Source organism: Hydrogenophaga sp. IBVHS2 (genome assembly GCF_002127215.1).
Lineage (GTDB): Bacteria > Pseudomonadota > Gammaproteobacteria > Burkholderiales > Burkholderiaceae_C > Hydrogenophaga.
In genome coordinates this window covers 31,918-55,167 of sequence record NZ_NFUT01000005.1, presented here as the reverse complement: position 1 = coordinate 55,167, position 23,250 = coordinate 31,918, and the positions used below count along the sequence as shown (strand labels likewise).

The 23,250-nt window shown below is 70.9% G+C and carries 23 protein-coding genes; 12 read left to right on the top strand and 11 right to left on the bottom strand.

Annotation, left to right across the window (positions count from 1 at the left end):
• The first annotated feature begins 1 nt into the window (after window position 1).
• Entirely contained in the window at window positions 2-1,270 is a 1,269-nt protein-coding gene (locus tag CAP38_RS12630; protein ID WP_086121778.1) for an MFS transporter, read from the top strand.
• On the opposite strand, the gene CAP38_RS12625 is transcribed toward CAP38_RS12630, so the two are convergent.
• Window positions 1,212-2,165, bottom strand: coding sequence for a DMT family transporter (locus tag CAP38_RS12625; protein WP_086121777.1), 954 nt, complete (start codon window positions 2,163-2,165; stop codon window positions 1,212-1,214). The genes CAP38_RS12630 and CAP38_RS12625 overlap by 59 nt on opposite strands.
• A 55-nt stretch (window positions 2,166-2,220) precedes the next feature.
• On the opposite strand from CAP38_RS12625, the gene CAP38_RS12620 reads away from it, so the two are divergent.
• A complete protein-coding gene (locus tag CAP38_RS12620) occupies window positions 2,221-3,036 on the top strand; it encodes a helix-turn-helix domain-containing protein (protein WP_086121776.1) in 816 nt (271 codons plus the stop codon).
• Here CAP38_RS12620 and katG read toward each other — a convergent pair.
• On the bottom strand, window positions 3,005-5,215 hold the full coding sequence (katG, locus tag CAP38_RS12615) for a catalase/peroxidase HPI (protein WP_086121934.1): 2,211 nt from the start codon (window positions 5,213-5,215) through the stop codon (window positions 3,005-3,007). The two genes, CAP38_RS12620 and katG, sit on opposite strands and share 32 nt — an antisense overlap.
• Window positions 5,216-5,432: 217 nt before the next feature.
• On the opposite strand from katG, the gene CAP38_RS12610 reads away from it, so the two are divergent.
• Both CAP38_RS12610 and CAP38_RS12605 read left to right on the top strand, forming a co-directional pair.
• Window positions 5,433-6,974 carry a PAS domain-containing methyl-accepting chemotaxis protein gene (locus tag CAP38_RS12610; protein ID WP_086121775.1) on the top strand — a complete coding sequence of 514 codons (1,542 nt, stop codon included), beginning with the start codon at window positions 5,433-5,435 and terminating at the stop codon, window positions 6,972-6,974.
• Between the two features lie 73 nt (window positions 6,975-7,047).
• The gene (locus tag CAP38_RS12605; protein ID WP_086121774.1) at window positions 7,048-8,292 is read left to right on the top strand and encodes a thiolase family protein; all 1,245 of its coding nucleotides are present in this window, start codon (window positions 7,048-7,050) and stop codon (window positions 8,290-8,292) included.
• A 4-nt stretch (window positions 8,293-8,296) separates the two neighbouring features.
• Here the strand turns inward: CAP38_RS12605 and uraH are convergent, their stop codons facing one another.
• Both uraH and CAP38_RS12595 read right to left on the bottom strand, forming a co-directional pair.
• Entirely contained in the window at window positions 8,297-8,725 is a 429-nt protein-coding gene (gene uraH / locus CAP38_RS12600; protein WP_086121773.1) for a hydroxyisourate hydrolase, read from the bottom strand.
• A 51-nt stretch (window positions 8,726-8,776) separates the two neighbouring features.
• Window positions 8,777-9,280 carry a heme-binding protein gene (locus tag CAP38_RS12595; protein ID WP_086121772.1) on the bottom strand — a complete coding sequence of 168 codons (504 nt, stop codon included), beginning with the start codon at window positions 9,278-9,280 and terminating at the stop codon, window positions 8,777-8,779.
• Window positions 9,281-9,392: 112 nt separating this feature from the next.
• Between CAP38_RS12595 and CAP38_RS12590 the strand changes: the two genes are divergently transcribed.
• From CAP38_RS12590 to CAP38_RS12580, 3 genes are read left to right on the top strand one after another with little or no spacing between them, the layout of a single operon-like run.
• Window positions 9,393-10,073 (top strand): heavy metal response regulator transcription factor, encoded by a 681-nt coding sequence (locus tag CAP38_RS12590; protein WP_086121771.1) that lies wholly within the window; start codon window positions 9,393-9,395, stop codon window positions 10,071-10,073.
• Window positions 10,070-11,500, top strand: coding sequence for a heavy metal sensor histidine kinase (locus CAP38_RS12585; protein WP_086121770.1), 1,431 nt, complete (start codon window positions 10,070-10,072; stop codon window positions 11,498-11,500). The genes CAP38_RS12590 and CAP38_RS12585 overlap by 4 nt, the downstream gene beginning before the upstream one ends.
• Window positions 11,501-11,556: 56 nt before the next feature.
• Window positions 11,557-12,441 carry a DMT family transporter gene (locus CAP38_RS12580; RefSeq protein WP_086121769.1) on the top strand — a complete coding sequence of 295 codons (885 nt, stop codon included), beginning with the start codon at window positions 11,557-11,559 and terminating at the stop codon, window positions 12,439-12,441.
• On the opposite strand, the gene CAP38_RS12575 is transcribed toward CAP38_RS12580, so the two are convergent.
• From CAP38_RS12575 to CAP38_RS12565, 3 genes are all read right to left on the bottom strand, one after another.
• Window positions 12,404-13,306 (bottom strand): LysR family transcriptional regulator, encoded by a 903-nt coding sequence (locus CAP38_RS12575; protein WP_086121768.1) that lies wholly within the window; start codon window positions 13,304-13,306, stop codon window positions 12,404-12,406. The two genes, CAP38_RS12580 and CAP38_RS12575, sit on opposite strands and share 38 nt — an antisense overlap.
• A gap of 26 nt (window positions 13,307-13,332) precedes the next feature.
• Window positions 13,333-14,322, bottom strand: a complete 990-nt coding sequence (locus tag CAP38_RS12570; RefSeq protein ID WP_086121767.1) for a cyclase family protein — start codon at window positions 14,320-14,322, stop codon at window positions 13,333-13,335.
• Window positions 14,323-14,543: 221 nt separating this feature from the next.
• On the bottom strand, window positions 14,544-15,074 hold the full coding sequence (locus CAP38_RS12565; protein ID WP_143435829.1) for a hypothetical protein: 531 nt from the start codon (window positions 15,072-15,074) through the stop codon (window positions 14,544-14,546).
• A 106-nt stretch (window positions 15,075-15,180) separates the two neighbouring features.
• Here CAP38_RS12565 and CAP38_RS12560 point away from each other — a divergent pair, with 106 nt between their 5' ends.
• Entirely contained in the window at window positions 15,181-15,849 is a 669-nt protein-coding gene (locus CAP38_RS12560; protein WP_086121933.1) for an SOS response-associated peptidase, read from the top strand.
• A gap of 149 nt (window positions 15,850-15,998) precedes the next feature.
• Window positions 15,999-17,567 (top strand): methyl-accepting chemotaxis protein, encoded by a 1,569-nt coding sequence (locus CAP38_RS12555; protein ID WP_086121765.1) that lies wholly within the window; start codon window positions 15,999-16,001, stop codon window positions 17,565-17,567.
• Between the two features lie 5 nt (window positions 17,568-17,572).
• On the opposite strand, the gene CAP38_RS12550 is transcribed toward CAP38_RS12555, so the two are convergent.
• Window positions 17,573-17,893 carry a hypothetical protein gene (locus CAP38_RS12550; RefSeq protein WP_143435828.1) on the bottom strand — a complete coding sequence of 107 codons (321 nt, stop codon included), beginning with the start codon at window positions 17,891-17,893 and terminating at the stop codon, window positions 17,573-17,575.
• 73 nt (window positions 17,894-17,966) lie between these two features.
• Between CAP38_RS12550 and CAP38_RS12545 the strand changes: the two genes are divergently transcribed.
• Together CAP38_RS12545 and CAP38_RS12540 are read left to right on the top strand one after the other, a co-directional pair.
• Window positions 17,967-18,527 carry a DUF2939 domain-containing protein gene (locus CAP38_RS12545; protein WP_179188545.1) on the top strand — a complete coding sequence of 187 codons (561 nt, stop codon included), beginning with the start codon at window positions 17,967-17,969 and terminating at the stop codon, window positions 18,525-18,527.
• Entirely contained in the window at window positions 18,524-19,702 is a 1,179-nt protein-coding gene (locus tag CAP38_RS12540; protein WP_086121762.1) for a serine hydrolase, read from the top strand. Before CAP38_RS12545 ends, CAP38_RS12540 begins: the two co-directional genes overlap by 4 nt.
• A 20-nt stretch (window positions 19,703-19,722) precedes the next feature.
• On the opposite strand, the gene CAP38_RS12535 is transcribed toward CAP38_RS12540, so the two are convergent.
• Both CAP38_RS12535 and CAP38_RS12530 read right to left on the bottom strand, forming a co-directional pair.
• On the bottom strand, window positions 19,723-20,262 hold the full coding sequence (locus tag CAP38_RS12535; RefSeq protein ID WP_306297706.1) for a MerR family DNA-binding transcriptional regulator: 540 nt from the start codon (window positions 20,260-20,262) through the stop codon (window positions 19,723-19,725).
• Between the two features lie 56 nt (window positions 20,263-20,318).
• Window positions 20,319-20,513 (bottom strand): heavy-metal-associated domain-containing protein, encoded by a 195-nt coding sequence (locus CAP38_RS12530; RefSeq protein WP_086121760.1) that lies wholly within the window; start codon window positions 20,511-20,513, stop codon window positions 20,319-20,321.
• Between the two features lie 131 nt (window positions 20,514-20,644).
• Between CAP38_RS12530 and CAP38_RS12525 the strand changes: the two genes are divergently transcribed.
• Window positions 20,645-22,825 (top strand): cation-translocating P-type ATPase, encoded by a 2,181-nt coding sequence (locus tag CAP38_RS12525; RefSeq protein ID WP_086121759.1) that lies wholly within the window; start codon window positions 20,645-20,647, stop codon window positions 22,823-22,825.
• A gap of 79 nt (window positions 22,826-22,904) precedes the next feature.
• On the opposite strand, the gene dndE is transcribed toward CAP38_RS12525, so the two are convergent.
• Window positions 22,905-23,249 (bottom strand): DNA sulfur modification protein DndE, encoded by a 345-nt coding sequence (gene dndE / locus CAP38_RS12520; protein ID WP_086121758.1) that lies wholly within the window; start codon window positions 23,247-23,249, stop codon window positions 22,905-22,907.
• Window position 23,250 lies beyond the last annotated feature (1 nt).

Below are 23,250 nucleotides of genomic sequence, written 5' to 3'. Positions count from 1 at the left end.
CATGAACCCCGCCGCCCCCCCTGCGCCCGTGCGGCGCGCCGACCCCTCCGTCATCGACACCCGCATCGCGGCCTGGCGCCTGCTGGTCACCCTGGGCCTGGTGACCCTGGGCAACAGCGCCATGTACGTGGTCTCGGTGGTGCTGCCGGCGGTGCAGGCCGAGTTCGGCGTGGGCCGGGCCGATGCCTCGCTGCCCTACACGCTGATGATGGTCTGCCTGGGCATCGGGGGCATCTTCACCGGCCGGCTGGCCGACCGCCACGGCCTCATGCCGGTGCTGTGGGTGGGTTCGGTGGCGGTGGCCGGCGGCTTCGTGTGGGCCGGCCTGTCGGGCAGCATCTGGAGCTTCGGCCTGGCCCACGGCCTGCTGCTGGGCCTGCTGGGCAGCTCGTCCACCTTTGCGCCGCTGCTGGCCGACACGGCACTGTGGTGGAACCGGCGGCGCGGCATCGCGGTGGCCATCTGCGCCAGCGGCAACTACATCGCCGGCGCGCTGTGGCCCCCCATCGTGCAGCACGGCATCGACACCATCGGCTGGCGCCAGACCTACATCCTGATGGGCGTGGTGTGCGGGCTGGGCATGTTCCTGCTGTCCTTCCTGATGCGGCAGCGCCCGCCCCTGGCCCCGGCCGCGCCGGTCAGCGGTGCGGCCGGCGTGCTGTCCGCCGGGCAGCGCCAGCGGCCCTTCGGCCTGTCACCGGCGCGCGCCCAGCAGCTGCTGTGCGTGGCCGGTGTGGGCTGCTGCGTGGCCATGTCGATGCCGCAGGTGCACATCGTGGCCTACTGCACCGACCTGGGTTTCGGTGCCGCGCGCGGGGCCGAGATGCTCTCGCTCATGCTGGCCTGCGGCATCGTGAGCCGGCTGGTCTCGGGCCTCATCTGCGACCGCATCGGCGGCATCCGCACCCTGCTGCTGGGCTCGGCCCTGCAGGGCGTGGCGCTGCTGCTGTTCCTGCCCTTCGACGGCCTGGTGCCGCTCTACCTCATCTCGGCGCTGTTCGGCCTGTTCCAGGGCGGCATCGTGCCGGCCTACGCCATCATCGTGCGCGAGCACTTCGACCCGCAGGAGGCCGGTGCCCGCGTGGGCGCCGTCATCATGGCCACGCTGGTGGGCATGGCGCTGGGCGGCTGGCTCTCGGGCTGGGTGTTCGACCTCACCGGCAGTTACCGGGCCGCCTTCATCAACGGCATCGGCTGGAACCTGCTCAATCTCACGATCGTGATCTGGCTGTTCCGTCGGGTCCGGCGCGCCCCGCCCGCAGCGAGCTGATCCAGCCGTGCCCGCTGACCAGCACCACGCCGGCCAGCACCAGCAGCGCCCCCAGCAGGAAACCCGGCTCGATCGGCTCGGCCAGCAGCCAGGCCCCCAGCAGCACGCCAAACACAGGTGTGAGAAACGAAAACACACCCAGGCGCGACGCCAGGTAGTGCCGCAGCAGCCAGAACCACAGCAGGAAGCTGGCAAAGCTCACCACCACCGCCTGGAACGCCAGGCCGGTCAGCACCGCCGGCGTGGGCCGGAAGGTGGTGTGGCCCGTCAGCAGGGCGGCCGGCAGCAGCAGCACGAAGGCGCCCAGCAGCTGGTAGAGCAGGGTCTGGGTGGCCGGCAGGGCCGCCACCTTCGTGGTGCGGATGACCACCGTGGTGGCGCCCCAGGCCATGCCGGCCAGCAGGCCCAGCGCGTCGCCCCAGAGCATGCGGCGCCAGTCGCCGGGCATCGAGGCATCGCGCCCCAGGAAGGCCAGCGCGATGCCGGCAAACGCCAGCGCAATGCCCGCCCACTGCAGCGGCGCCAGCCGCTCCGACGGCAGCTTCATGTGGAGGCCCAGGGCCGCGAACACCGGTGCGGTGTAGAGGAAGACGATCATGTGCGCGGCCGAGGTGTGGCGCAGCCCTTCGCCCACCAGCAGGTATTCCAGGGCGAACAGCGCGCCGGCCGCCGCCCCCGGCTGCCAGACGCCGCCGGACACGTCCAGGCGCTCGCCGCGCCAGGCCATGAGCAGGCCCACCAGGGCGGCGGCGATGCCGGAGCGCACCGCGATCTGCAGCACCGGGGAAAAGTCCTCGGCCGTCGCCTTGAGCACGATCTGCTGCGCGCTCCACAGCAGGCACAGCAGCAGCATGAAGCCGGTGGCGCGGCCGTCCAGGGGTTGTCGGTGGTCCATCGGCCGATTCTGGCTTTGACGGGTGCGCGGTACCTAACGAGAATCCGACAACGCCATGCCGCCCGCCCGTCAACGTTCCGCCCCGCTGCAGGTCAGCAGCCCCGACTTCACCGAAGCCCTGCCCTGCCCGGTGCACTTCCGGGTGGCCGACCTGCCGCCGGACGCCACCTACCCGCGCCACAGCCACCGCTGGGGCGAGCTGGTGTATTCCTTCAGCGGCGTGATGGAGGTGGAGCTCACCGGCACCGTGTGCATGGTGCCGCCGCAGGCCGGGCTGTGGCTGCCCCCGGGGGTGGGCCACCGGGGCATGAACCGGCAGGCCTCGCACCACGCCTCGGTCTACATCGCGCCCGAACTCCTGCCGCCCCTGCCGGCCGAGGCCTGCGCGGTCAGCGTGAGCCCGCTGCTGCGCAGCCTGCTGGAGCGCCTGCAGGCCACCTCGCCGGTGCTGCCCTACACGGCGGCGCAGGAGCGTCTGCTGCGGGTGGTGGTGGACGAACTGGCGCAGTCACGGGTGCTGCCGACCTGGCTGCCGGCCACCGACGACGCCCTGCTGAGCCCGGTGCTGCTGGCCCTGCAGGCCGACCCGGCGGACAACCGGAGTGCGGCCGACTGGGCGCGCACGGTGCACACCACCGAACGCACGCTGGCCCGGCGGTTCCAGGCCCGGCTGGGCATGGGCCTGAACGAATGGCGGCAGCGCCTGCGGGTCTCGCGGGCGCTGCCGTTGCTGGAAGGGGGCCAGACGGTGGAGGCCATCGCCCAGGACCTGGGCTATGCCTCCACCTCGGCCTTCATCGCCATGTTCCGGCGGCTCACCGGGAGCACGCCGGACGCCTTCAGGCGAGATCGAAGCGGTCGTTGTTCATGACCTTGACCCAGGCGGCCACGAAGTCGCGCACGAACTTCTCGCGGTTGTCGCTCTGGGCATAGACCTCGGCCAGGGCGCGCAGCTGCGAGTTGGAGCCGAACACCAGGTCGACCACGGTGCCGGTGTAGCGCACTTCGCCGGTCTTGCGGTCACGGCCTTCGAGCACGCCCGCCGATGCGGTCTTCTTCCACTGGGTGCGCATGTCGAGCAGGTTGACGAAGAAGTCGTTCGACAGCACGCCCGGGCGGTCGGTGAACACGCCGTGGCGGGTGCCGGCGGCGGTGATGCCCAGGGCGCGCATGCCGCCCACCAGGGCCGTCATTTCCGGGGCGCTGAGCTGCAGCAGCTGGGCCTTGTCGATCAGGCGCTCGGCCACCGAGTCCTCCAGACCGCGCTTGACGTAGTTGCGGAAGCCATCGGCCACCGGCTCGAGCACCGCGAAGGAATCGACGTCGGTCTGCTCCTGCAAGGCGTCGGTGCGGCCCGGTGCGAAGGGCACGGTCACGTTCACGCCGGCGGCCTTGGCGGCGGCTTCCACCGCTGCGCTGCCGGCCAGCACGATCAGGTCGGCCAGCGAGATCTTCTTGCTGCCCGGCTGGGCGCCGTTGAAGGCGCTGCGGACGGTCTCCAGCGTGGCCAGCACCTTGGCCAGTTCGGCCGGCTGGTTGGCTTCCCAGTCCTTCTGCGGGGCCAGGCGGATGCGGGCACCGTTGGCGCCGCCGCGCTTGTCGCTGCCGCGGAAGGTCGAGGCCGAGGCCCAGGCCACCGACACCAGCTGCTGCACCGTCAGGCCCGAGGCCAGCACCTGCGCCTTGAGCGCGGCCACGTCCTTCTCGTCGACCAGGGGGTGGTCCACCGGCGGCACGGGGTCCTGCCAGATCAGCACTTCCTTGGGCACCAGCTTGCCCAGGTACCGGGCGCGCGGACCCATGTCGCGGTGGGTCAGCTTGAACCAGGCGCGGGCAAAGGCGTCGGCGAACTCGGCCGGGTTCTGGTGGAAGCGGCGCGAGATCTTCTCGTAGGCCGGGTCCATGCGCAGCGACAGGTCGGCGGTGGTCATCATGGGCGGGTGCTTCTTGCTCGGGTCGTGCGCGTCCGGGATCAGGTGCTCGGGCTTGCAGTTCTTGGGCGTCCACTGGTGGGCGCCGGCCGGGCTCTTGGTGAGTTCCCACTCGTAGCCGAACAGCATGTCGAAGTAGCCGTTGTCCCATTTCGTGGGGTTGGGCTTCCAGGCGCCTTCGATGCCGCTGGTGGTGGTGTGCACACCCTTGCCGCTGCCGAAGCGGTTGATCCAGCCGAAGCCCTGTTCCTCGATCGGGGCGCCTTCCGGCTCGGGGCCGACCAGCGACGGGTCACCCGCGCCGTGGGCCTTGCCGAAGGTGTGGCCGCCGGCCACCAGGGCCACGGTTTCCTCGTCGTTCATGGCCATGCGGGCGAAGGTCTCGCGCACGTCGCGGCCGGAGGCCACCGGGTCGGGCACGCCGTCCGGGCCTTCCGGGTTCACATAGATCAGGCCCATCTGCACCGCGCCCAGCGGGTCGTCGAGCATGCGCTCGCCGGAGTAGCGGCTGTCGGGCTCCTTGCTGCTGGCCAGCCACTTGGATTCGGGACCCCAGTAGATGTCTTCCTCGGGCGCCCAGATGTCTTCACGACCGCCGGCAAAGCCGAAGGTCTTGAAGCCCATGGATTCCAGGGCCACGTTGCCGGCCAGGATGAACAGGTCGGCCCACGAGAGGTGGTTGCCGTACTTCTGCTTGATCGGCCACAGCAGGCGGCGGGCCTTGTCGAGGTTGCCGTTGTCGGGCCAGCTGTTGAGCGGTGCGAAGCGCTGGTTGCCGGTGCCGGCGCCGCCGCGGCCGTCGGAGATGCGGTAGGTGCCGGCAGCGTGCCAGGCCATGCGGATCATCAGGCCGCCGTAGTGGCCCCAGTCGGCCGGCCACCAGTCCTGGGAGTCGGTCATGAGGGCCTTGAGGTCGGCGACCACGGCGTCGAGGTCGAGTTCCTTGAAGGCCTTGGCGTAATCGAAGTCCTCGCCCATCGGGTTCGAGGCGGGGCTGTGCTGGTGCAGGATGCCCAGGCGCAGCTGGTTGGGCCACCAGTCGGTGTTGGTGCGGGCCTGGCCGGTGGCGGCGGCCGGGATGGCGGCGCCGGAGAAGGGGCATCTGGTTTCGGTTGTCATCATGGCTCCTTGTCGTTGGTGGGAATCGCCCGGTGAGGCGAAGGGGCAGTCTAGGGGGGTGGTTTTGGCGGGGCAATGACAAATTGCCTATGACGGTCATAGGCCCGGGGCGTGATGAATGCCTCACGCCGCTTGTCGAGTTTGTTCAAGACAAATGCACGTCCGTCGAAAAAGGGACACGTCCGTTGTTCTGGTGTTCTTCTTCCGGAGGTTCCCGATGCGCACCAACCTGCCTGTCACCCAGCGTGAATTCGAGTTCCCCGCCGACGCAACCCTGCTGTCGACCACCGACACCCAGAGTTACGTCCGGTATGCCAACGAGTCCTTCCTGGCGGTCAGCGGATTCACCGCCGACGAACTCATCGGTCAGCCGCACAACCTGGTGCGCCACCCGGACATGCCCAAGGAGGCCTTTGCCGACATGTGGGCCACGCTCAAGTCCGGCCAGTCGTGGACGGCCCTGGTGAAGAACCGCTGCAAGAACGGCGACCACTACTGGGTGCGCGCCAACGCCACGCCGGTGGTGCGCGACGGCCAGCTCACCGGCTACATGTCGGTGCGCACCAGGCCCTCGCGCGAGGAGGTGCGCCAGGCCGAGCAGCTGTATGCGAAGTTCGTGCGCGGCGAGCAGGGATCGCGCGCATTCCACAAGGGCCTCATCGTCCGCACCGGCCTGGGCCGCTGCCTGTCGTGGGTGCAGACCGCCTCGCTGCGCAGCCGCATCGTGTGGCCCATGACGGCGGCTTTCGGCGTGGTGTCGGGCGCGGGCTTCGTCATCCATCCGATGGACGAGGCCCTGGGCCTGACCGCGCAGATCGGCGCGGCCTTCGGCCTGGTGGTCTGGTGGCTGGACCGCCAGATCGTGGGCCCGGTGCAGCAGGTGCTGCGCCAGGCCCAGGCGGTGGCCGCCGGCCAGCCCGGCAGCAACGAGCAGCTCGACCGGGTGGACGAGATCGGCATGCTGCTGCGCACCGTCAACCAGTCCGGCCTGAACCTGCGGGCCCTGCTGGACGACGTGGCCGCCCAGACCGGTGGCGTGCGCGCGTCCTGCCAGGAAATGGCGGCCGGCAACGCCGACCTGAGCGAGCGCACCGAGCAGGCGGCATCGAGCCTGCAGGAAACCGCCGCCTCCATGGAAGAGATGAACGCCACCGTGGCCAGCACCGGCCGCACCGCCGAAGAAGCCACCCGCATGGCCGCCAAGGCCAGCGAGGCGGCCGAGCAGGGCAGCCAGATCGTGACCCAGGTGGTGGGCACCATGGGCGAGATCAGCGCCAGCTCGCGCCGCATCGCCGAGATCACCAGCCTGATCGACGGCATCGCCTTCCAGACCAACATCCTGGCGCTCAATGCGGCGGTGGAAGCCGCGCGGGCCGGCGAGCAGGGCCGCGGCTTTGCGGTGGTGGCCGGCGAGGTGCGCAACCTGGCGCAGCGCAGCGCGCAGGCGGCCAAGGAGATCGGCCAGCTCATCCACGACAGCAACGACCGGGTGGCGTCGGGCCACCACCTGGCGCAGCAGGCCGGCGAGGCCATGCAGACCATCCTGCACGACGCGCAGTCGGTGGCCACCATGATCCGGGACATCAGCCGCGCCACCCAGGAGCAGGTCACCGGCATCGGCCAGGTGAATGCCGCGGTGACGCAGCTCGATCAGGTGACCCAGCAGAACGCCACGCTGGTGGAGCAGTCCACCGCCGCCGCCTCGTCGCTGACCCAGCGCGCCGAGCGGCTGGCGGACGCCGTCGGCGTGTTCCGCTGACACCCGCGTGCCCGGGGCCGGCGACCGGGCTGCATACACTCGGGGAGTACCGCAACTCCCCGAGGACCCATTCATGAGCCGTGGCCAGTTCCAGACCTTCTCCGACGTCTTCCTGCTGGACGGGGTGCGCACCCCGATGGTCGATTACATGGGGGCCTTCGCCGACGCCAACCCGATCGACCTGGGCATCAAGGTGGCCCGCGAGGTGCTCGCACGCACCGGCATCGAGGCGGCGCAGGTGGACTCGGTGCTGGCCGGCAACATGGCCCCCGGCGGCTTCGACCAGTTCTATGTGCCGCGCCACATCGGCCTGTACGCCGGCGTGCCGCAGGTGGTGCCGGCGCTCATGGTGCAGCGCATCTGCGGCACCGGCTTCGAGCTGTTCCGCCAGGCCGGCGAGCAGATCGGTGCCGGGGTGGCCACCACCGCGCTGCTCGTGGGCACCGAATCCATGACCCGCAACCCGATCGCCGCCTTCGACCACCGGGGCGGCTTCCGGCTGGGCGCGCCCATCGGCTTCAAGGACTACATGTGGGAGGCACTGACCGACCCGTCGGTGGACATCAACATGATCCGCACCGCCGAGAACCTGGCGCAGCGCTACGGCATCACGCGGGAAGACGTGGACGCCTTTGCCGCGCAGTCGTTCGCGCGCGCCTGCGCCGCGCAGGACAGCGGCTGGCTGGCCGGCGAGATCGTGCCGGTGACGGGCGAGACCTTCGAGCTCGAAGGCCACCGCCCGCGCCAGCTGCGCCTGGCCGGCAAGGCCACCGTGGCCGACCGCGACACCCATCCCCGCCCCACCCCGCCCGAGGTGCTGGCCAAGCTGCGCACCGTCTTCAAGGACGGCGTGCAGACCGGTGGCAACAGCTCGGCCCTGACCGACGCCGCCGCCGCCGCCCTGGTGGCCCACGGTGATGTGGTGCGGGCCTGGGGCAAGGCCCCGCTGGCGCGGCTGGCGGCCGCCGCCGTGGTGGGCGTGGACCCGGCGCACATGGGCATCGGCCCGGCCCCGGCCATCCGCCTGCTGCTGGAGCGCGCCGGCCTCAAGCTCGACGACGTGGCCCGCTTCGAGATCAACGAAGCCCAGGGCGCGCAGACCCTGGCCGTGGGCCGCGAGCTGGGCCTGGACCTGGAGCGCCTGAACGTGCACGGCGGGGCGATTGCCCTGGGCCATCCGCTGGCCGCCACCGGCGTGCGCTGCACCCTCACCGTGGCCCGGCAGATCCAGGCCATCGGTGCCCGCTGGGGCGTGGCCTCGGCCTGTGTGGGCGGCGGCCAGGGCATCGCGCTGCTGGTGGAGAACCCGGCGGCCTGAGCGGTCAGTTGCCCCGGTAGGTCGAGAAGCCGTAGGGGCTCAGCAGCAGCGGCACGTGGTAGTGCTGGCTGGCGCTGTCCACCGTGAACACCACCGGGATCTCCGGGAAGAAGGTGCTCTGCTTCTGCCGTGCGTAGAAGGCGCCGGTGCGGAACACCACGCGGTACTCGCCTGCGCCCCAGCCGGCCAGCCGTTGCTCCGGCACCAGGGCACGGATGCGGCCCTGCGCGTCGGTCACTCCGCTGCCCAGGGGCTGCCAGCCCGATCCGCTGCGCTGCTCTAGGTCCACCGTCACGCCGGGGCTGGGCTGGCCGGTCTGCAGGTCCAGCACATGGACGCTCAACGGGTTGGGGCTGCCGGCGGCCAGGGCCGACGATGCGCCGGCGATCAGCAGGCTCGAGATCAGGGTGGTGGTGATGTGCTTGGGGTTCATGGTGGGACTCCAGGTTGGGGTTTCGGAGGGAAAGGGTGCGAGCCGGCTGGCTCAGGGTTGCAGGGACTGCGCTGCGGCCAGGGCGCAGGCATCGTCGTTCTCCGGACCGCCGCCGCCGGCCACGCCGATGGCGCCGATCACGCCCGCGCCGGCCCGCAGGGGCTGGCCGCCGCCGAGCAGCAGCAGTTCGGGCAGGTACTGCAGGCCGGCGGTGTCGGGCTGGCTGCGGGCAGCCCGCCCCAGCGCCAGGGTGGGCTGGCGGGTCGAGAGCGAGGTGAAGGCCTTGCGCCGGGCCGCTTCGAGGTTGTGCGGACCGACGCTGGCCGGACGGCCTTGCAGCAGGGTCTGGCCGCCGGCATCGACCACCGCCACGGCGATGTCCTTGCCGAGGGCCCGGCAATGCGCGCGGGCTGCGCGTGCCAGCTGTTCGGCGGCGGCCAGGTCGATGGGTTCAGCAGGCGCTGGCGTGGCCGCCGGGGCGGCTGCGCCGACGCCCGCCAGCAGCACGGCCAGCAGGCCGGCGCGCAGGGAGAGGAGGGGGTGCTGGGTGTTCATGGCGCCACTGTAGAAACCGGGCGCTGGCCGGACACTGACCGCTCGATGACAGTTTCGTCATTCGGGCGGTGGCGCAGTTCGGGCATGCTGCGCAGCTGCAAAGGAGAGCGTCATGCGCATACTGGTGGTGGAAGACGAGCCCCGGGCGGGGGACTACCTGCAGCAAGGCCTGGGTGAGGCCGGCTACGTGGTCGACGTGGCCCGCGACGGCCATACCGGCCTGCACCTGGCCACCGGGCAGGCCTATGAACTCATCGTGCTGGACGTCATGCTGCCCGGCATGGATGGCTGGAACCTGCTGCGCCACCTGCGCGAGACCGCCTCGGGCCGGCAGGTGCCGGTGCTGTTCCTCACGGCGCGCGACGCCCTGGCCGACCGCGTCAAGGGCCTGGAGCTCGGCGCGGACGACTACCTGGTCAAACCCTTTGCCTTCGCCGAGCTGCTGGCGCGCATCCGCACCTTGCTGCGGCGGGGCCCGCTGCGCGAGGACGATGTGCTGGTCATCGACGACCTGCGCCTGAACGTGCCGGCCCGCACCGTCACGCGGGCGGGCCAGCGCATCCACCTGAGCGCGCGCGAGTTCCTCCTGCTGCACCTGTTCATGCGGCGCCAGGGCGAGGTGCTGTCGCGCACCGAGATCGCCTCGCAGGTCTGGGACATGAACTTCGACAGCGACACCAATGTGGTCGATGTGGCGGTGCGCCGCCTGCGCCTGCGCATCGACGATCCGGTGCCCGGCCGGCTCATCCATGCGGTGCGCGGCATGGGCTATGTCTGCGAGCTGCGGCCATGACGCGTCGGCTCTCGCTGGGTCTGCGGCTGGGCCTGTGGTGCGCGCTGATCGCCGCTGTGGCCAGCGCCCTGCTCGGGGTGTACCTGCACCGGTCCTTCGAGCGGCAGCTGGTCCAGCGGGACGACGTGCAGCTGCTGGGCAAGCTGCGGCAACTGCGCCAGCTGCTGGGCCACAGCGGCACGCCGTCGATGCTGGCCAGCCAGACCGACTACCTGCGCGACACCATGAGCGGCGAGAGCAATGCGCTCATCGAGATCCGCGCCCTGCCTGCCGACGGAGGCGCCCTGCTGCTGGCCATCAATCCGGCCGGGGTCGAACTGCCGGGCCTGCCACCGGTGGCGCTCGACCGCGAGGCCACGCCGGCCTCCATCCGGCACGCCCGCCTGGCCGATGGCGTGCCCATGGCGGCCCTGACCGCCCATGCCCGGCTGGGCGAAGGTGCGGTGGAGCTCCGGCTGGCCCGCATCTATCCCGAGCGCGAGGCCCTGCTGGCCGGGTACCGGCGGCACATCGTGGCGGCCAGCCTGGGCGCGGGCGGGGTGGCGGCCTTGCTGGTGCTGGTGCTCATCTGGCAGGGCCTGGCGCCGTTGCGCCGGCTGCAGGCGCAGGCCGCCGGCATCGGTCCGCAGAGCCTGTCGCAGCGACTGGAGGCGCGGGGCACGCCGGCCGAGCTGCAGGGTCTGGTGAACGGCGTCAATGCCATGCTGGCGCGGCTGGAACAGGGCTACGAGCGTCTCAACGGTTTTGCGGCCGACCTGGCCCACGAGCTGCGCACGCCGCTGGCCACGCTCACCGGCCAGAGCCAGGTGATGCTGAGCCGACCCCGCAGCGAAGCCGAGCACGCCCGGCTGCTGGAGTCGCAGCTGCTGGAACTCGATCGCCTCAACCGCATGGTCGAGAGCCTGCTCTTCCTCGCGCGCAGCGACCCGCAGGCCGCCGGTGATCCGCTGCAGGGCCAGGTGCTGTCGGCGGCCGACGAACTGGCCCGCCAGGCCGACTACTTTGCCGACATGGCCGAGGAACGGGGCCTGCGCATCCGCTGCACCGGCGATGCCCCGCTGTGGGCCGAACCCGCCCTGCTGCGCCGGGCGCTGGCCAACCTGCTGGCCAATGCGCTGCGCCATGCCGGGGCGGGAACCGAGATCGGGCTGCACGCCGAACCCGATGGCGTCGACGGCAGCGTGCTGTCGGTGAGCAATGACGGTGTGCCGGTGCCGCCCGAGGCACTGCCGCGCCTCTTCGAACGGTTCTACCGCGCCGATCCGTCGCGCTCGGGCGAGGGCAGCGGGCTGGGCCTGGCGATCGTGCGGGCCATCGTGGAGCGGCACGGCGGCCGGGCCGAGGTCACGCAGCAGGATCGGCGCATCACCTTCCGGCTGCACTGGCCTGCCCGGCGCGTGAACACACCGTTCACGGCCAGCGGCTAGATGCCGGGGCCGGGGTTCCCTAACCTCCCCCCTCTGTTCCATCACCGGAGACCGCCATGCAGGCGTCGACCTTTCCCTGGGTGCTGGGCACCGGCGTGCTGCTGGGCCTGGGCAACCCGCTGGCCCGTCAGGCCGGTGCCAGCGGCGTCTCGGCCCTGGCCTTCACCCTCTGGCCCACGGCGCTGGCGGCCTTGCTGCTGGGCCTGCTGGGCTGGTGGTGGCATGGGCGGCGCACCGTCTCGCCCGGTCTGCTGGGTTTCGGGCTGGTGGCCGGGGCCTTCGGTCATGCCCTGCCCATGCTGGCGGCCTACTGGCTGGCGGTGCAGGCCGGCGCCGGGTTTGCCTCGCTGTCGTTCACCCTCACCCCGGTGTTCACCCTGGCCATCATGGCCTTGCTGGGCCGGGAGCGGCTGCAGGCGCGCCGCCTGCTCGCGGTGGTGGTGGGTCTGGCCGGCGGGCTGCTGCTGGTGGGTGGCCAGGTGTGGTCGCAGCAGCGCGAGCCGCACCTGATGCTCGTGGCCCTGCTGGTGCCCACGCTGATCGCCGCCACCAATGTCTACCGGGGCCTGGCCATGCCGCGCGGCGTGCCGGACGCCTGGTTGTCCGCCGCCACCCTGGGGGGCTCCACCGCCGTGCTGCTGGCCCTGGTGCCGCTGGCCGATCCGCAGGTGCTCTCTACCCCGGAACTGCCGGGCCTGACCTGGCTGGGCGCACAGACCGCTGCGCTGGTCGCGGGCTACCTGTGCTACTTCGGCCTGCAGCGGCGGGCCGAGCCGGTGGCCTTCAGCCTGATCGGTTACGTGATGCTGGTGGTGAGCCTGGGGCTGGGCCACCTGTTCATGGCCGAATCGGTCAGCTGGACCCTGTGGCCCGCGCTGGCGCTCATTGCGCTGGCCCTGCGGCTCATGCACCGTGTGCCGCAGCCGGCAGCGCATCCTTGAGGAAATCCACCAGCGCCCGCACCCGTGTGGGCAGGTGGTCGCGGCTGGGGTAGAGCGCGAACAGTCGCCGGGGTTCGGCCGGAAAGTCGTCCAGCGCGGTCTGCAGCCGCCCGGCCTGCAGGGCGGCTTGCACCATCACCCGGGGCACCAGTCCCACGCCCAGGCCGCGCTCCAGGGCGTCGATCAGCAGCAGGCTGTTGTTGGCCCGGAAGCGGCCGAAGACGTCGACCGTGTGGCGGCCGTCCCGGCCCTCGAAAGTCCAGCGCAGGGCGTCCGACCCCAGCAGGTAGGGCAGGCAGTGCGCGCCGTCGAGTTCGCGCGGGTGGCTCGGGCGGCCGTGCTCGGCCCAGAAGGCCGGTGCCGCGCAGACCACCCGTGGCAGGTCCAGCAGGGGCAGTGCCACCAGGCTGGAGTCGTCCAGCCGGGCCTGGCCGCGCAGGGCCAGGTCGACCCCTTCGCGCACCAGGTCGACCGTGTGGTCGTCCAGCCGCAGTTCCAGCTCGACCTGTGGATGCGCCGCCTGAAACGTGTGGAAGAACGGCGCCAGGAACGACAGCCCCAGCGATACCGGGCACGACACCACCAGCCGCCCCTGCAGGCCCTGCCTGTGGTCGCGCAGTGCGCCCAGCGTGGCCTCGGTGTCGTCCATCACCCGGCGGCAGTAGGCATGGAAACGCTGCCCGGCCTCGGTGAGCTGCATGGTGCGGGTGGTGCGGGCCAGCAGCCGGGTGCCGGTCCAGTCTTCGAGGTACTGCACGTACTTGGTCACCACCGAGCGCGAGCAGTCGAGGTCGCGCGCCGCGGCGGCAAAGCTGCCGGTCTCCACCACCCGGCAGAAACAGTGCATGGCGAGGTGTCGGTCCATGGGATCTCCGGGTGTGCGATGCCGGATCAGCGGATCGGGATGGCCACCGGGCGCATCGGCGAACCGTCGGCCCCGCGCAGGCGCAGCGGCGCGCCGAACCAGGCGAACTGGTGCACCCGGTCGGCAGCGAGCTGTTCCAGGTTCACGTTCTGCATGATGGGCACCCCGCGCTGCGACAGCATGGCGCTGTGCACCGGAATCCAGTTGCGGCTTTCCTGGGCCGGCCACACATCGGTGCTGATGTTGTCCACGCCGATCACGATGGCGCCGGCGTCGGCCAGGAAGCTGGCCGATTCGCGGGTGAGTCCCGGGGTGTTGTGCATGTACTTCTCGTTGTCCTTGAACCACTGCATGCGGCCGGTGCGGACCATGACCACGTCACCGTCTTCCAGCGCCACATTCTGCTGCCGCAGCGCGCCCTGCAGGTCGGCCACCGTGATGCCGTACGACTCAGGCAGGACATCCACGCCCTTGTAGCGGGCCACGTCGATCAGCACGCCGCGCGCGATGATGGGCGGGAACTTCTCCACCCCGCCCTTGCGCCAGCCCCGGTCGCCGAGTTGCTCGTCCGCCTTGAAGCCGTTGTAGATCTCGCCCTGCAGACCAAAATGCGACAGCGCGTCGATGTGGGTGCCGGTGTGCGCGTACATCGAGAAGGCCGTGCCCGAGTAGGTGACGTGGCTGTTCTTTTCCTTGCCCAGGCCGTTGGGGTCGTCCACGATGGTCCCTTGCGGCGTGTGCACGTTCCAGGTCTGGAAACGCGGCTGGCCCAGGAAGTAGTAGCTGGGCATGCCCACATAGAACTCGACGCTCAGGTCGTAGGTGCGCCCGCTGCTGATGCGCCGCAGCACCTTGAACACCGATTCGGGCGTGACCTTGTTGAGCATGCCGATCTCGTCGTTCGGCCCGAAGGGACTCATGCCGACGCGCTCGGTCTCGGTGGCGCGGGCGCTGCCGGCGGCCACCAGGGCCGCCAGCAGCACGGGCCAGACCACGGGGCGGCGACGGCCTGCCATCACGGGCCGGGCCTTCTCCGCAGGCCGCGGGCGCAGGGAGTGGGTTTGAGGGTGTTTCACGCAAGGCTCCTGAAGAAATGAGGGGATCGCGATCGTCGGCCGGGCCATCGTTCCCGGATAGCAGCCCGGCGTGACGGCTCTGTTGGCGCGGCGTGAACAACGGCAGGTGCGATGCCACGGCCAGCGACGCCCAGGACGGCGCCCGGCAGGAGCGGAGTCCCTCAGGCGGGTGCCCGGCGCCAGAGCAGGCCCAGCACCAGGCCCACCAGCACCGCATCGACGGCCACCACCAGCACCAGATCGCCCCGGAAAGCCGCCTGCGGTGCACCGGCCAGCCAGGCGCGTGCGGCCCACGCCAGCGCAAAGAGCGGCACCGACACACCGCACGCCACCAGCGCCGACAGCACCGCTGCGCGAAGGCGGGTGGCGGGCTGCATCGCCCCGCTCCGCACCAGCCACAGGGCCGTCAGCCGGTAGACGATGGCCGCCGCCGTGGTGGGCAGCAGGGTCACCATCCAGCCGTCGGCCACCCTCAGCAGCCCGATCAGCCAGGCCAGCCCGCCCATCAGCAGCCCCAGCGCCGCCTTGCCGGCCAGCTCCACCGCGTCGATGGGCCGGTCGGCGTCCACACGAACATCCATCAGTGGCGCGTTCACGATGAGCGCCGCCCAGAAGCTCAACAGCGGGCCGCAGACCAGGAAGACGGCGAGCGTGACCGGCAGCGAAGGCGGGGTTCGGTGTGATGGGACCATCGGTTGGGCCTGGGTCTGCGTGTGGCCTCGGTTCGGGGCAGCCACGATTGTGGGCCGGGTGCACCGATCCGTGTGGGCGGTGCTGCGGCAGCCTATGCTTGTGCCCATGTGCAATCTCTACCGCAGCACCTCCGGCAGCGATGCCCAGGCGGTCTGGAAGGCCGGCAACCCGCTGGCCATCGACTGGCCGGGCGGCATCGTGGGGCCGCGCAAGAACGGCCTGTTCCTCCGCCCTGCGCGCGGCGGCGACGGGCTGGCGATGGTGGTCGGCCGCTGGGGCCTGATCCCGTGGTTCGCCGACACCGCCGACATCCGCTACAGCACCAACAACGCCCGCGCCGAAGAGGTGGCGCACAAGCCCAGCTACAAGCTGGCCTGGCAGCGCGGCCAGCGCTGCATCATCCCGGCCGACTGGTTCGACGAACCCAACTGGGAGACCGGCCGCAACGTCTGGTGGCGGTTCCGCCGCGCCGACGGCGCCCCCTGGGGCCTGGCCGGGCTCTGGAACGCCTGGACCGACCGCCGCACCGGCGAGGTGATCGAGAGCTACACCCTGCTCACCCTCAACGCCGACCACCACCCGGTGATGCGCCGCATGCACAAGCCCGACCCGGCCCTGCCGGCCGATGCGCAGGACAAGCGCTCGGTGATCGCCATCGAGGCCGACGATGTGGAGCGCTGGCTGCGCGGCCCGGTGGAACAGGCCAGGGGCCTGCTGCAGCCGCCGGCCGAGTCCCTGCTGCATCACGGACCGGCCGTGCAGATGGGCGACTGACGGCCCGCATGAACCCCAAAGGGGTTAATCCCTTAGGGTTCGTGGGGTTCATTCCGGTGGCCTGTCACCGATAAGGCTCCCAGGATCGGCTGAACCGGATCGTCGGGTGCAGCCTTTGTGCTGGCTTCATCCATCGGGAGGGAAGTGACATGGATGCTTTGATCGCGCGCCTGTCGGTGCGCAACAGGCTGCGGTTGCTGTGCGGCGTGTTCATCGCCGTGATCGGTCTGGTGTTTGCGATGGGCATGCTGCTGGCCCGGGCGGAAACCGGTGCCTTGCGGGATGTGTACGAGGTGCGGGTGCTGCCACTGACCCAGATGCGGTCGGTGGCCGACCAGTACGCGGTGCAGATGGTGGATGCCGCGCACAAGGCGGCCGACGGGTCGTTCACCCCGGCGCAGGCGCTCGAAGCCATCGCCTCGGCCCGTCGCCAGATCGCCAGCGACTGGGCGGCCTACCTCGATCGGCCCACTGACGCCGAAGAGAAGGCGCTGATCGACAAGCTCAAGCCCCTCATGGCGGCCGCCGATGCGTCCATTGCCGAGGCCGAACAGGCCCTGCGCGCCAACGACCGGACCGCCCTGCAGGACTACACCGCACGCCGCATGTACCCGGTGTTCGATCCGATGCAGGCGGTCGTGGGCGACCTCATCAACCTGCAGGCCCGCGAGGCCCGCGACACCTACCAGTTCGGGCAGCGCGTGGCCCGTGACGGCCTGCTGGCCATGGCGGCGGCCTCGGTGTTTGCGCTGGTGATCGGTCTGTGGATTGCCCACATCATCATCGCCCGCCTCGACCGCTCCCTGGGCGGCGAGCCGCGCGAGGTCCGGCAGGTGGCCAACGCGATCGCCAGCGGCGACCTCACCGTGCGGGTGCCGGTGCGGCCGGACGACGACGACAGCATCATGGCGGCCATGGCCAGCATGAGCGACCACCTGCGCCGCACGGTGCAGGCGGTGCGGTCCAACGCCGATGCCGTGGCTGCCGCCAGCGAGCAGATCTCGCGCGACCACCACGAACTGGCCGAGCGCACGGCGCAGCAGTCCACGGCCCTGCAGCAGACCGCTTCGTCCATGGAGCAGGTGGGCGCCACCGTCAAGAACAACACCGACCATGCGCGCCAGGCCAGCCAGCTGGCCCAGGAGGCGGCCCGCGTGGCCGCGGCAGGCGGTCAGGTGGTGGGCAATGTCGTGGCCACCATGGGGGCCATCAGCCAGAGCAGCCAGCGCATCAGCGACATCATCGGCGTGATCGACGGCATCGCCTTCCAGACCAACATCCTGGCGCTCAATGCGGCGGTGGAGGCCGCGCGGGCCGGCGAGCAGGGCCGGGGTTTTGCGGTGGTGGCCGGCGAGGTGCGCAACCTGGCCCAGCGCAGTGCCGAGGCCGCGCGCGAGATCAAGGGCCTCATCACCCAGAGCGGCGATCAGGTCGATGCCGGCGTGGCGCTGGTGGACCAGGCCGGATCGACCATGAACGATGTGGTCCGGTCCATCGAGCAGGTGGCGGGCCTGGTGCAGGGCATCAGCCATGCCAGCGAGGAACAGTCGGCGGGGGTCGGCCTGATGGGTCAGGCGGTCCACCAGCTCGACGAGGTCACCCACCGCAACGTGACCATGGTCGAGGAGGGGGCCGCCTCGGCCCGGCAGCTCCACGAGCAGGCCCACCGCATGGCCGAGCTGATGCGCAGCTTCAAGCTGGACCCGGCAGGCGCCTGAGCGGCTTACCGGGGTTCCGGGCAGGCGGGCATGGGCGTGTCGGTGCAGTGTCCGCAGGCCGCGTTGTTGCGCGCACCCTCGCGGCCGGTGGCGCCGCAGGCGTTGAAGCAGCGCTGGCTCTGCGCATAAGCCGCCCACTGCGCCTTGCACTGGGCTTCCTGCCGGGCCGCCACGCCCGGGGCGGGTGCGGTCTGCACCGCAGCGGGCGGTGGCGGGGGCACGGCGGGCGGGCTGGTGGTCTGGGCCTGCGCCGGCAGACCCGCCAGTGCCATCGTCAGGGCCAGGATCAGGGCCGGGAGGGTGACGGGGTGTGACAAAGGTTTCATGCACCGTCTGATCCGGCAGCGGCGCGTCGGTTCGCCGATAGCATCGGCGCTGCCATCACCCTCTCGCTGCCCCATGAAACATCGACTGTTCGCCGCCGCCCTGGCCCTCATCCTGCTGGCCGTGGGCGCTTACTGGTACTACTCGCCTTATGTGGCCATCCGGTCCCTGCAGCAGGCCGCCGATGCCGGCGATGCCGACCGCTTCAACCAGCAGGTGGACTACCCGGCCCTGCGGGAGAGCCTCAAGGGCCAGATGACCGCCGCCATCGCCCCGGACCTGGACAAGCTCCAGGACAACCCCTTCAGCGCCCTGGGCGCCTCGCTCGGCATGGCCGTGGTCAACCAGCTGGTGGACGCGCTGGTGCGCCCCGAGGTGGTCATGCGCATGCTGGCCGAACGCCAGGCCAGACCCACCCTGGCCGAGCCGCGCGCAGCGCCGGCCCCGCAGACGCCGGCACCCGCTGCCGACCCCGCCCCCGAACAGCGGGACTGGCAGCTGGTGCGGCTGGACACCGATCGGGTGGTGGTGTTCCAGGAAGAACAGACGGCGGTCACCGGTGGCCCCGCCGGCCTGGTGTTCGTGCGCTCCGGCTTTGCGCAGTGGCGCCTGAGCGAGATCCGGTTGCCGCGATGAACGCTCTGCACACCCCCATCGCGCGTCGGCGACTGTTGTTCGCCGGCGCCGCCGCCTGCATGGCACCTGCTTTGGCCCGCAGCCCCGGCCGGGCCGCCGATGTGCAGGCCGTGCTGGCAGACATCTGCGCGCCACTGGCCCGGGACCACGACCTGCCCGGGCTGGCGGTGGGCCTGCTGTTCGAAGGCAGACCGCATGTCCTGGCCCTGGGCACCACCGCGCGCCAGGGCGGCCGGGCCGTCACGCCCCACACGCTGTTCGAGCTGGGCTCCATCAGCAAGTGCTTCACGTCCCTGCTGGCCGCCCAGGCCCATGTGCAAGGGCGGATGGATCTGGCCCGGCCGGTGGACGAGGTGGTGCAGGCGCTGCGCGGCACGCCCATCGGTCAGGCCACGCCCCTGCACCTGGCCACCTACACCGCGGGCGGCTTGCCGCTGCAGTTTCCGCAGGCCGTGCAGACGACGGACCAGGCGATTGCCTGGCTGGCGGCCTTCCCGCCCGACGCGGCGCCCGGTGCGGTGCGGCGCTACTCCAACCCCAGCGTCGGGCTGCTGGGGCATGCCACGGCCACCGCCCTGGGCCAGGACTTCACCACACTGTGCGAGCGCACGCTGCTGCCCGTGCTGGGCATGCAGGGCTCCCACATCCGGGTGCCCCAGGCCGAGCTGCCGCGCTACGCCTGGGGACACGACCCGGACCAGCGGCTGGTGCGCGTCAACCCCGGTGTGTTCGACGCCCAGGCCTACGGCCTCAAGTCCAGCGCCAGCGACATGCTCCGCTTCCTGCAGGCCGTGCTGGACCCCGACCGCCTGCCCGCCGGCTGGCGCCAGGCCCTGGCGCTCACCACCACGCCGCGCTACCGGGTCGGACCCCTGCTGCAAGGCATGGGCTGGGAGATGTACCCGCAGCCCGCGTCGCTGCAGGCCCTTCAGCAGGGCAACGGCCCCACCCTGGTGCTGGAGCCGCAGCCGGCCCAGGCCGTGCCAGGGGCGCCCGCGCCCGACCGTCCGCCGCTGCTCAACAAGACCGGCTCGACCTTCGGTTTCGGGGCCTACCTGGCCATCGTCCCCGACCGCCAGGTGGCCTGGGTCATGCTGGCCAACCGCAACTGGCCGGCGGCCGAACGCGTGGCCGCCGCGCACCGGGCGCTGCAGGCCCTGGGCGTTGTCGGCTGACGACCCTGGGGGAGTTCCGGTCAGCCGGCGGGCTGGTGGAACCTGACCGCCCGCATCCAGGCCATCAGGTCGATCGTGCCTGTGCCACCGGTACCTGCCGTGTCCTCGTTCCCGCCCTTCTTCAGCCGGGGGCGGTGGGAGGGATGGAACTGGTCCAGCCGGCTCTGCGAGAGCGATTCCAGAATCGCACAGTGGGGGGTGTCGTCGCCCGGGCACTGCTGCAGCAGTTCCTGCAGCCCGGCCATCATCTGTTCGATCTCGCGGCGCTTTTCTTCCAGGCTGACCAAGTGCCCCTCGGCCACCGCCTTGACTTCCCGGCTGGACCGCCCGGTGTCGCTCCACAGGCCGATGAGCTCGGCGATCTGGGGAATCGAGAAACCCAGATGCCGGGACCGGCCGATGAAGCGCAGCACCGAGACCTCGTAAGGGCTGTAGCGCCGGTAGCCGGAAGGGTCGCGCACCGGCTCGGGCAGCAGCCCGATGCGCTCGTAGTGCCGGATCATTTTCTGGGACACGCCGGCTGCCGCAGCCGCCTCGCCGATGTTCATCCGTTCCGTCATGGCTTCCTCCTGGGACGCTGGGGCCGCACGCCGTGGCGATTATCGACCTGCCGCCTTCAGGCGGCCGGTGCATAACCGGCATCGGCCATGGCCTGACTCAGGGTCTGCCGGTCGACCCGGCTGGTGACCTGGACCTGCCGGCCCGGGATGTTCACCACGACCGTGCTGTCGGGGTCCACCCGTTTCAGGGCGGCCTGGATCCTCGAGGCGCAGCCGCCGCAGGTCATGTGGGGTACGTTGAATTCATGCATGGAATTTCTCCTGGGGGTTGAAGAGACCTTCAGCCTGGGGCTTCCCACGATGGCAGGTGCAAGCGTCGGGTGGGCTTGTCCTTGCCATCGTGGCAGGCCCGAGCATCAGGCCATCACCAAGGAGGTTTCTGATGAATGCAGTTGTCCCAAAGGAAGAATTCGAGTTCTCGATCGAAGGCATGACCTGCGCGTCCTGCGTGTCCCGCGTCGAAAAAGCGCTGGGCTCGGTGCCGGGCGTGCGCGAGGCGGTGGTCAATCTCGCCACCGAGCGGGCCACGGTCACCGGCGCAGGCCTCACACCGGCGGCCATCGTGGCAGCCGCCGAGAAGGCGGGCTACCCAGCCACGCTGGTGGATCAAGGAGCGCCGCCCACGGCGGCCGAGCGGGCCGGAGAACCCCTGTGGCCGGTGCTGCTGGCAGCGGCCTTGTCGCTGCCGCTGGTGGCTCCCATGGTCGGCATGCTGTTCGGAGCCGACGGGACGCTCCCGGCCTGGTGGCAGCTGGCCCTGGCCACGCCGGTGCAGTTCTGGCTGGGTGCCCGCTTCTACCGGGCCGGCTGGCGGGCCCTGCGGGCTGGCGCCGGCAACATGGACCTGCTGGTGGCCCTGGGCACCAGCGCCGGCTACGGCCTGAGCCTGTACCTGATGGCCCGGCACGCAGACCACGGCACGCCGCACCTGTACTTCGAGGCCTCGGCGGTCATCGTCACGCTGGTGCTGCTGGGCAAGTGGCTCGAAGCCCGCGCCAAGCGGCAGACCACCGCCGCCATTGCAGCGCTGCAGGCCCTCAAGCCGGAGGTGGCACGGGTACGGACCACCAGCGGTGACCTCGACCTGCCCCTGGCCCGCGTGAAGGTGGGCGATGTAGTGGTGGTGCGCCCGGGTGAGCGTGTGCCGGTGGATGGCACGGTGCTGGAAGGCGCCAGCCAGGTGGACGAATCGCTCATCACCGGCGAGAGCCTGCCGGTGGCCAAACACGAGGGCGATGCGGTCACCGGCGGATCGGTCAATGCCGAGGGGCTGCTGCTGGTGCGCACCACGGCGGTGGGCGCCGAGAGCACGCTCTCGCGGATCGTTCGGCTGGTGGAGTCGGCACAGGCCCGCAAGGCGCCCATCCAGCGGGCGGTCGACCGGGTGAGCGCCGTTTTCGTGCCGGTGGTGCTGGTGCTGGCCACGCTCACCCTGCTGGGCTGGGGTCTGGCCACGGGCGACTGGGAACAGGCCATCCTGAACGCGGTGGCGGTGCTGGTCATTGCCTGCCCCTGCGCGCTGGGCCTGGCCACCCCCACGGCCATCATGGCCGGCACCGGCGTGGCCGCCCGCCACGGCATCCTCATCAAGGACGCCGAGGCGCTTGAAATGGCCCACCGCATCGACACGGTGGCCTTCGACAAGACCGGCACCCTCACCGAAGGAAAGCCCACCCTGGTGGCGGCCGAGGCCGCACCGGGCCATGAGCGGGAACTGATGCCCTGGAGCGCGGCCATCCAGGCGGGCAGCGAGCACCCGCTGGCGCAAGCGGTGGTGGAAGCGGCCCGGCGTGCCGGCACCGAGCGGCTGTCGGCAGCCAAGGTGGCCGCCGTGGCCGGCCGTGGCATGTCGGCCGAAGTGCAGGGCCGGGCCCTGCGCCTGGGCAGTACCCGCTACATGCAGGAGCTCGGCGTGGACCTGTCGGCCCTTCGGGCCATGGCCGATGGTCTGCAGGACGAGGGTCGCACCGTGTCCTGGCTGGCCGATGTCACCTCGGCACCGGTGCTGGTCGGCCTGCTGGCCTTCGGCGACACGCCCAAGGCCAGCGCGGCGGCTGCCGTGGCGCGGCTGCAGGCCCTGAACGTGCGCACCGTGATGATCACCGGCGACAACCGGGGCAGCGCCCGGGTGGTGGCCGAGCGGCTGGGCATCGGGCAGGTGGAGGCCGAGGTGCTGCCGGCCGACAAGGCCGACATCGTGAACCGCCTCAAGGCCGGCGGTCGCACCGTGGCCATGGTGGGTGACGGCATCAACGACGCCCCGGCGCTGGCGCTCGCCGATGTGGGCATTGCCATGTCCACCGGCACCGAGGTGGCCATGCAGGCCGCCGGCATCACCCTCATGCGCGGCGACCCGGCCCTGGTGGCCGATGCCATCGACATCTCGCGCCGCACCTGGCGCAAGATCCGCCAGAACCTGTTCTGGGCCTTCGCCTACAACGTGGTCGGCATCCCCCTGGCGGCGGCCGGTCTGCTCAACCCCATGGTGGCGGGTGCGGCCATGGCGCTGAGCAGCGTCAGCGTGGTGAGCAATGCGCTGATGCTGCGGGGGTGGCGGCGCTGATGGGTGCCAACAGTAGATCCGGCCAGATGGGCGAGTTCTCGCCCCCGTTCGAGATACAAGCCAAAGCTGGCAAACCGGCCTAGATGCTGAACTTGTTTGACGAGACCAGGAGCGAAAGACCTCGGTGGACGTGCGATGTGAGAGTCGCACGTACGGTGTCCTGGGTTACCTCACCTTTGTCCTCTAGCGCACGCATTGCCAGTAGGTTCAGGTAGGTATCTGCTGCATCACCTGCGAATACCTTCCAGTCGATTTCCAAGCCGCCAGAAAAGTTAAACGCCTCTGCTGGCAGAGCGTTATCGCTCCCGAGTGAGGTCATGAGTGCATGTCGGCAGATCACGTTGTAGTGGTCGATGCCTGTGCGGCGCTTGAGGGTGATCAGCTGCTGTTTGGCCGTAGCGGTGAGTTTGACGCGCTCAATCATG

Coding starts and splice junctions, on each gene's coding strand:
- CAP38_RS12565 (WP_143435829.1), bottom strand. CDS start 15,074: ATGGTCCCATCACACCGAACCCCGCCTTCGCTGCCGGTCACGCTCGCC.
- CAP38_RS12610 (WP_086121775.1), top strand. CDS start 5,433: ATGCGCACCAACCTGCCTGTCACCCAGCGTGAATTCGAGTTCCCCGCC.
- CAP38_RS12630 (WP_086121778.1), top strand. CDS start 2: ATGAACCCCGCCGCCCCCCCTGCGCCCGTGCGGCGCGCCGACCCCTCC.
- CAP38_RS12625 (WP_086121777.1), bottom strand. CDS start 2,165: ATGGACCACCGACAACCCCTGGACGGCCGCGCCACCGGCTTCATGCTG.
- CAP38_RS12525 (WP_086121759.1), top strand. CDS start 20,645: ATGAATGCAGTTGTCCCAAAGGAAGAATTCGAGTTCTCGATCGAAGGC.
- CAP38_RS12535 (WP_306297706.1), bottom strand. CDS start 20,262: ATGACGGAACGGATGAACATCGGCGAGGCGGCTGCGGCAGCCGGCGTG.
- CAP38_RS12545 (WP_179188545.1), top strand. CDS start 17,967: ATGAAACATCGACTGTTCGCCGCCGCCCTGGCCCTCATCCTGCTGGCC.
- CAP38_RS12590 (WP_086121771.1), top strand. CDS start 9,393: ATGCGCATACTGGTGGTGGAAGACGAGCCCCGGGCGGGGGACTACCTG.
- CAP38_RS12550 (WP_143435828.1), bottom strand. CDS start 17,893: ATGAAACCTTTGTCACACCCCGTCACCCTCCCGGCCCTGATCCTGGCC.
- CAP38_RS12620 (WP_086121776.1), top strand. CDS start 2,221: ATGCCGCCCGCCCGTCAACGTTCCGCCCCGCTGCAGGTCAGCAGCCCC.
- CAP38_RS12570 (WP_086121767.1), bottom strand. CDS start 14,322: ATGGCAGGCCGTCGCCGCCCCGTGGTCTGGCCCGTGCTGCTGGCGGCC.
- CAP38_RS12530 (WP_086121760.1), bottom strand. CDS start 20,513: ATGCATGAATTCAACGTACCCCACATGACCTGCGGCGGCTGCGCCTCG.
- CAP38_RS12575 (WP_086121768.1), bottom strand. CDS start 13,306: ATGGACCGACACCTCGCCATGCACTGTTTCTGCCGGGTGGTGGAGACC.
- CAP38_RS12595 (WP_086121772.1), bottom strand. CDS start 9,280: ATGAACACCCAGCACCCCCTCCTCTCCCTGCGCGCCGGCCTGCTGGCC.
- CAP38_RS12605 (WP_086121774.1), top strand. CDS start 7,048: ATGAGCCGTGGCCAGTTCCAGACCTTCTCCGACGTCTTCCTGCTGGAC.
- CAP38_RS12555 (WP_086121765.1), top strand. CDS start 15,999: ATGGATGCTTTGATCGCGCGCCTGTCGGTGCGCAACAGGCTGCGGTTG.
- CAP38_RS12540 (WP_086121762.1), top strand. CDS start 18,524: ATGAACGCTCTGCACACCCCCATCGCGCGTCGGCGACTGTTGTTCGCC.
- uraH (WP_086121773.1), bottom strand. CDS start 8,725: ATGAACCCCAAGCACATCACCACCACCCTGATCTCGAGCCTGCTGATC.
- katG (WP_086121934.1), bottom strand. CDS start 5,215: ATGACAACCGAAACCAGATGCCCCTTCTCCGGCGCCGCCATCCCGGCC.
- CAP38_RS12580 (WP_086121769.1), top strand. CDS start 11,557: ATGCAGGCGTCGACCTTTCCCTGGGTGCTGGGCACCGGCGTGCTGCTG.
- CAP38_RS12585 (WP_086121770.1), top strand. CDS start 10,070: ATGACGCGTCGGCTCTCGCTGGGTCTGCGGCTGGGCCTGTGGTGCGCG.
- CAP38_RS12560 (WP_086121933.1), top strand. CDS start 15,181: ATGTGCAATCTCTACCGCAGCACCTCCGGCAGCGATGCCCAGGCGGTC.
- dndE (WP_086121758.1), bottom strand. CDS start 23,249: ATGATTGAGCGCGTCAAACTCACCGCTACGGCCAAACAGCAGCTGATC.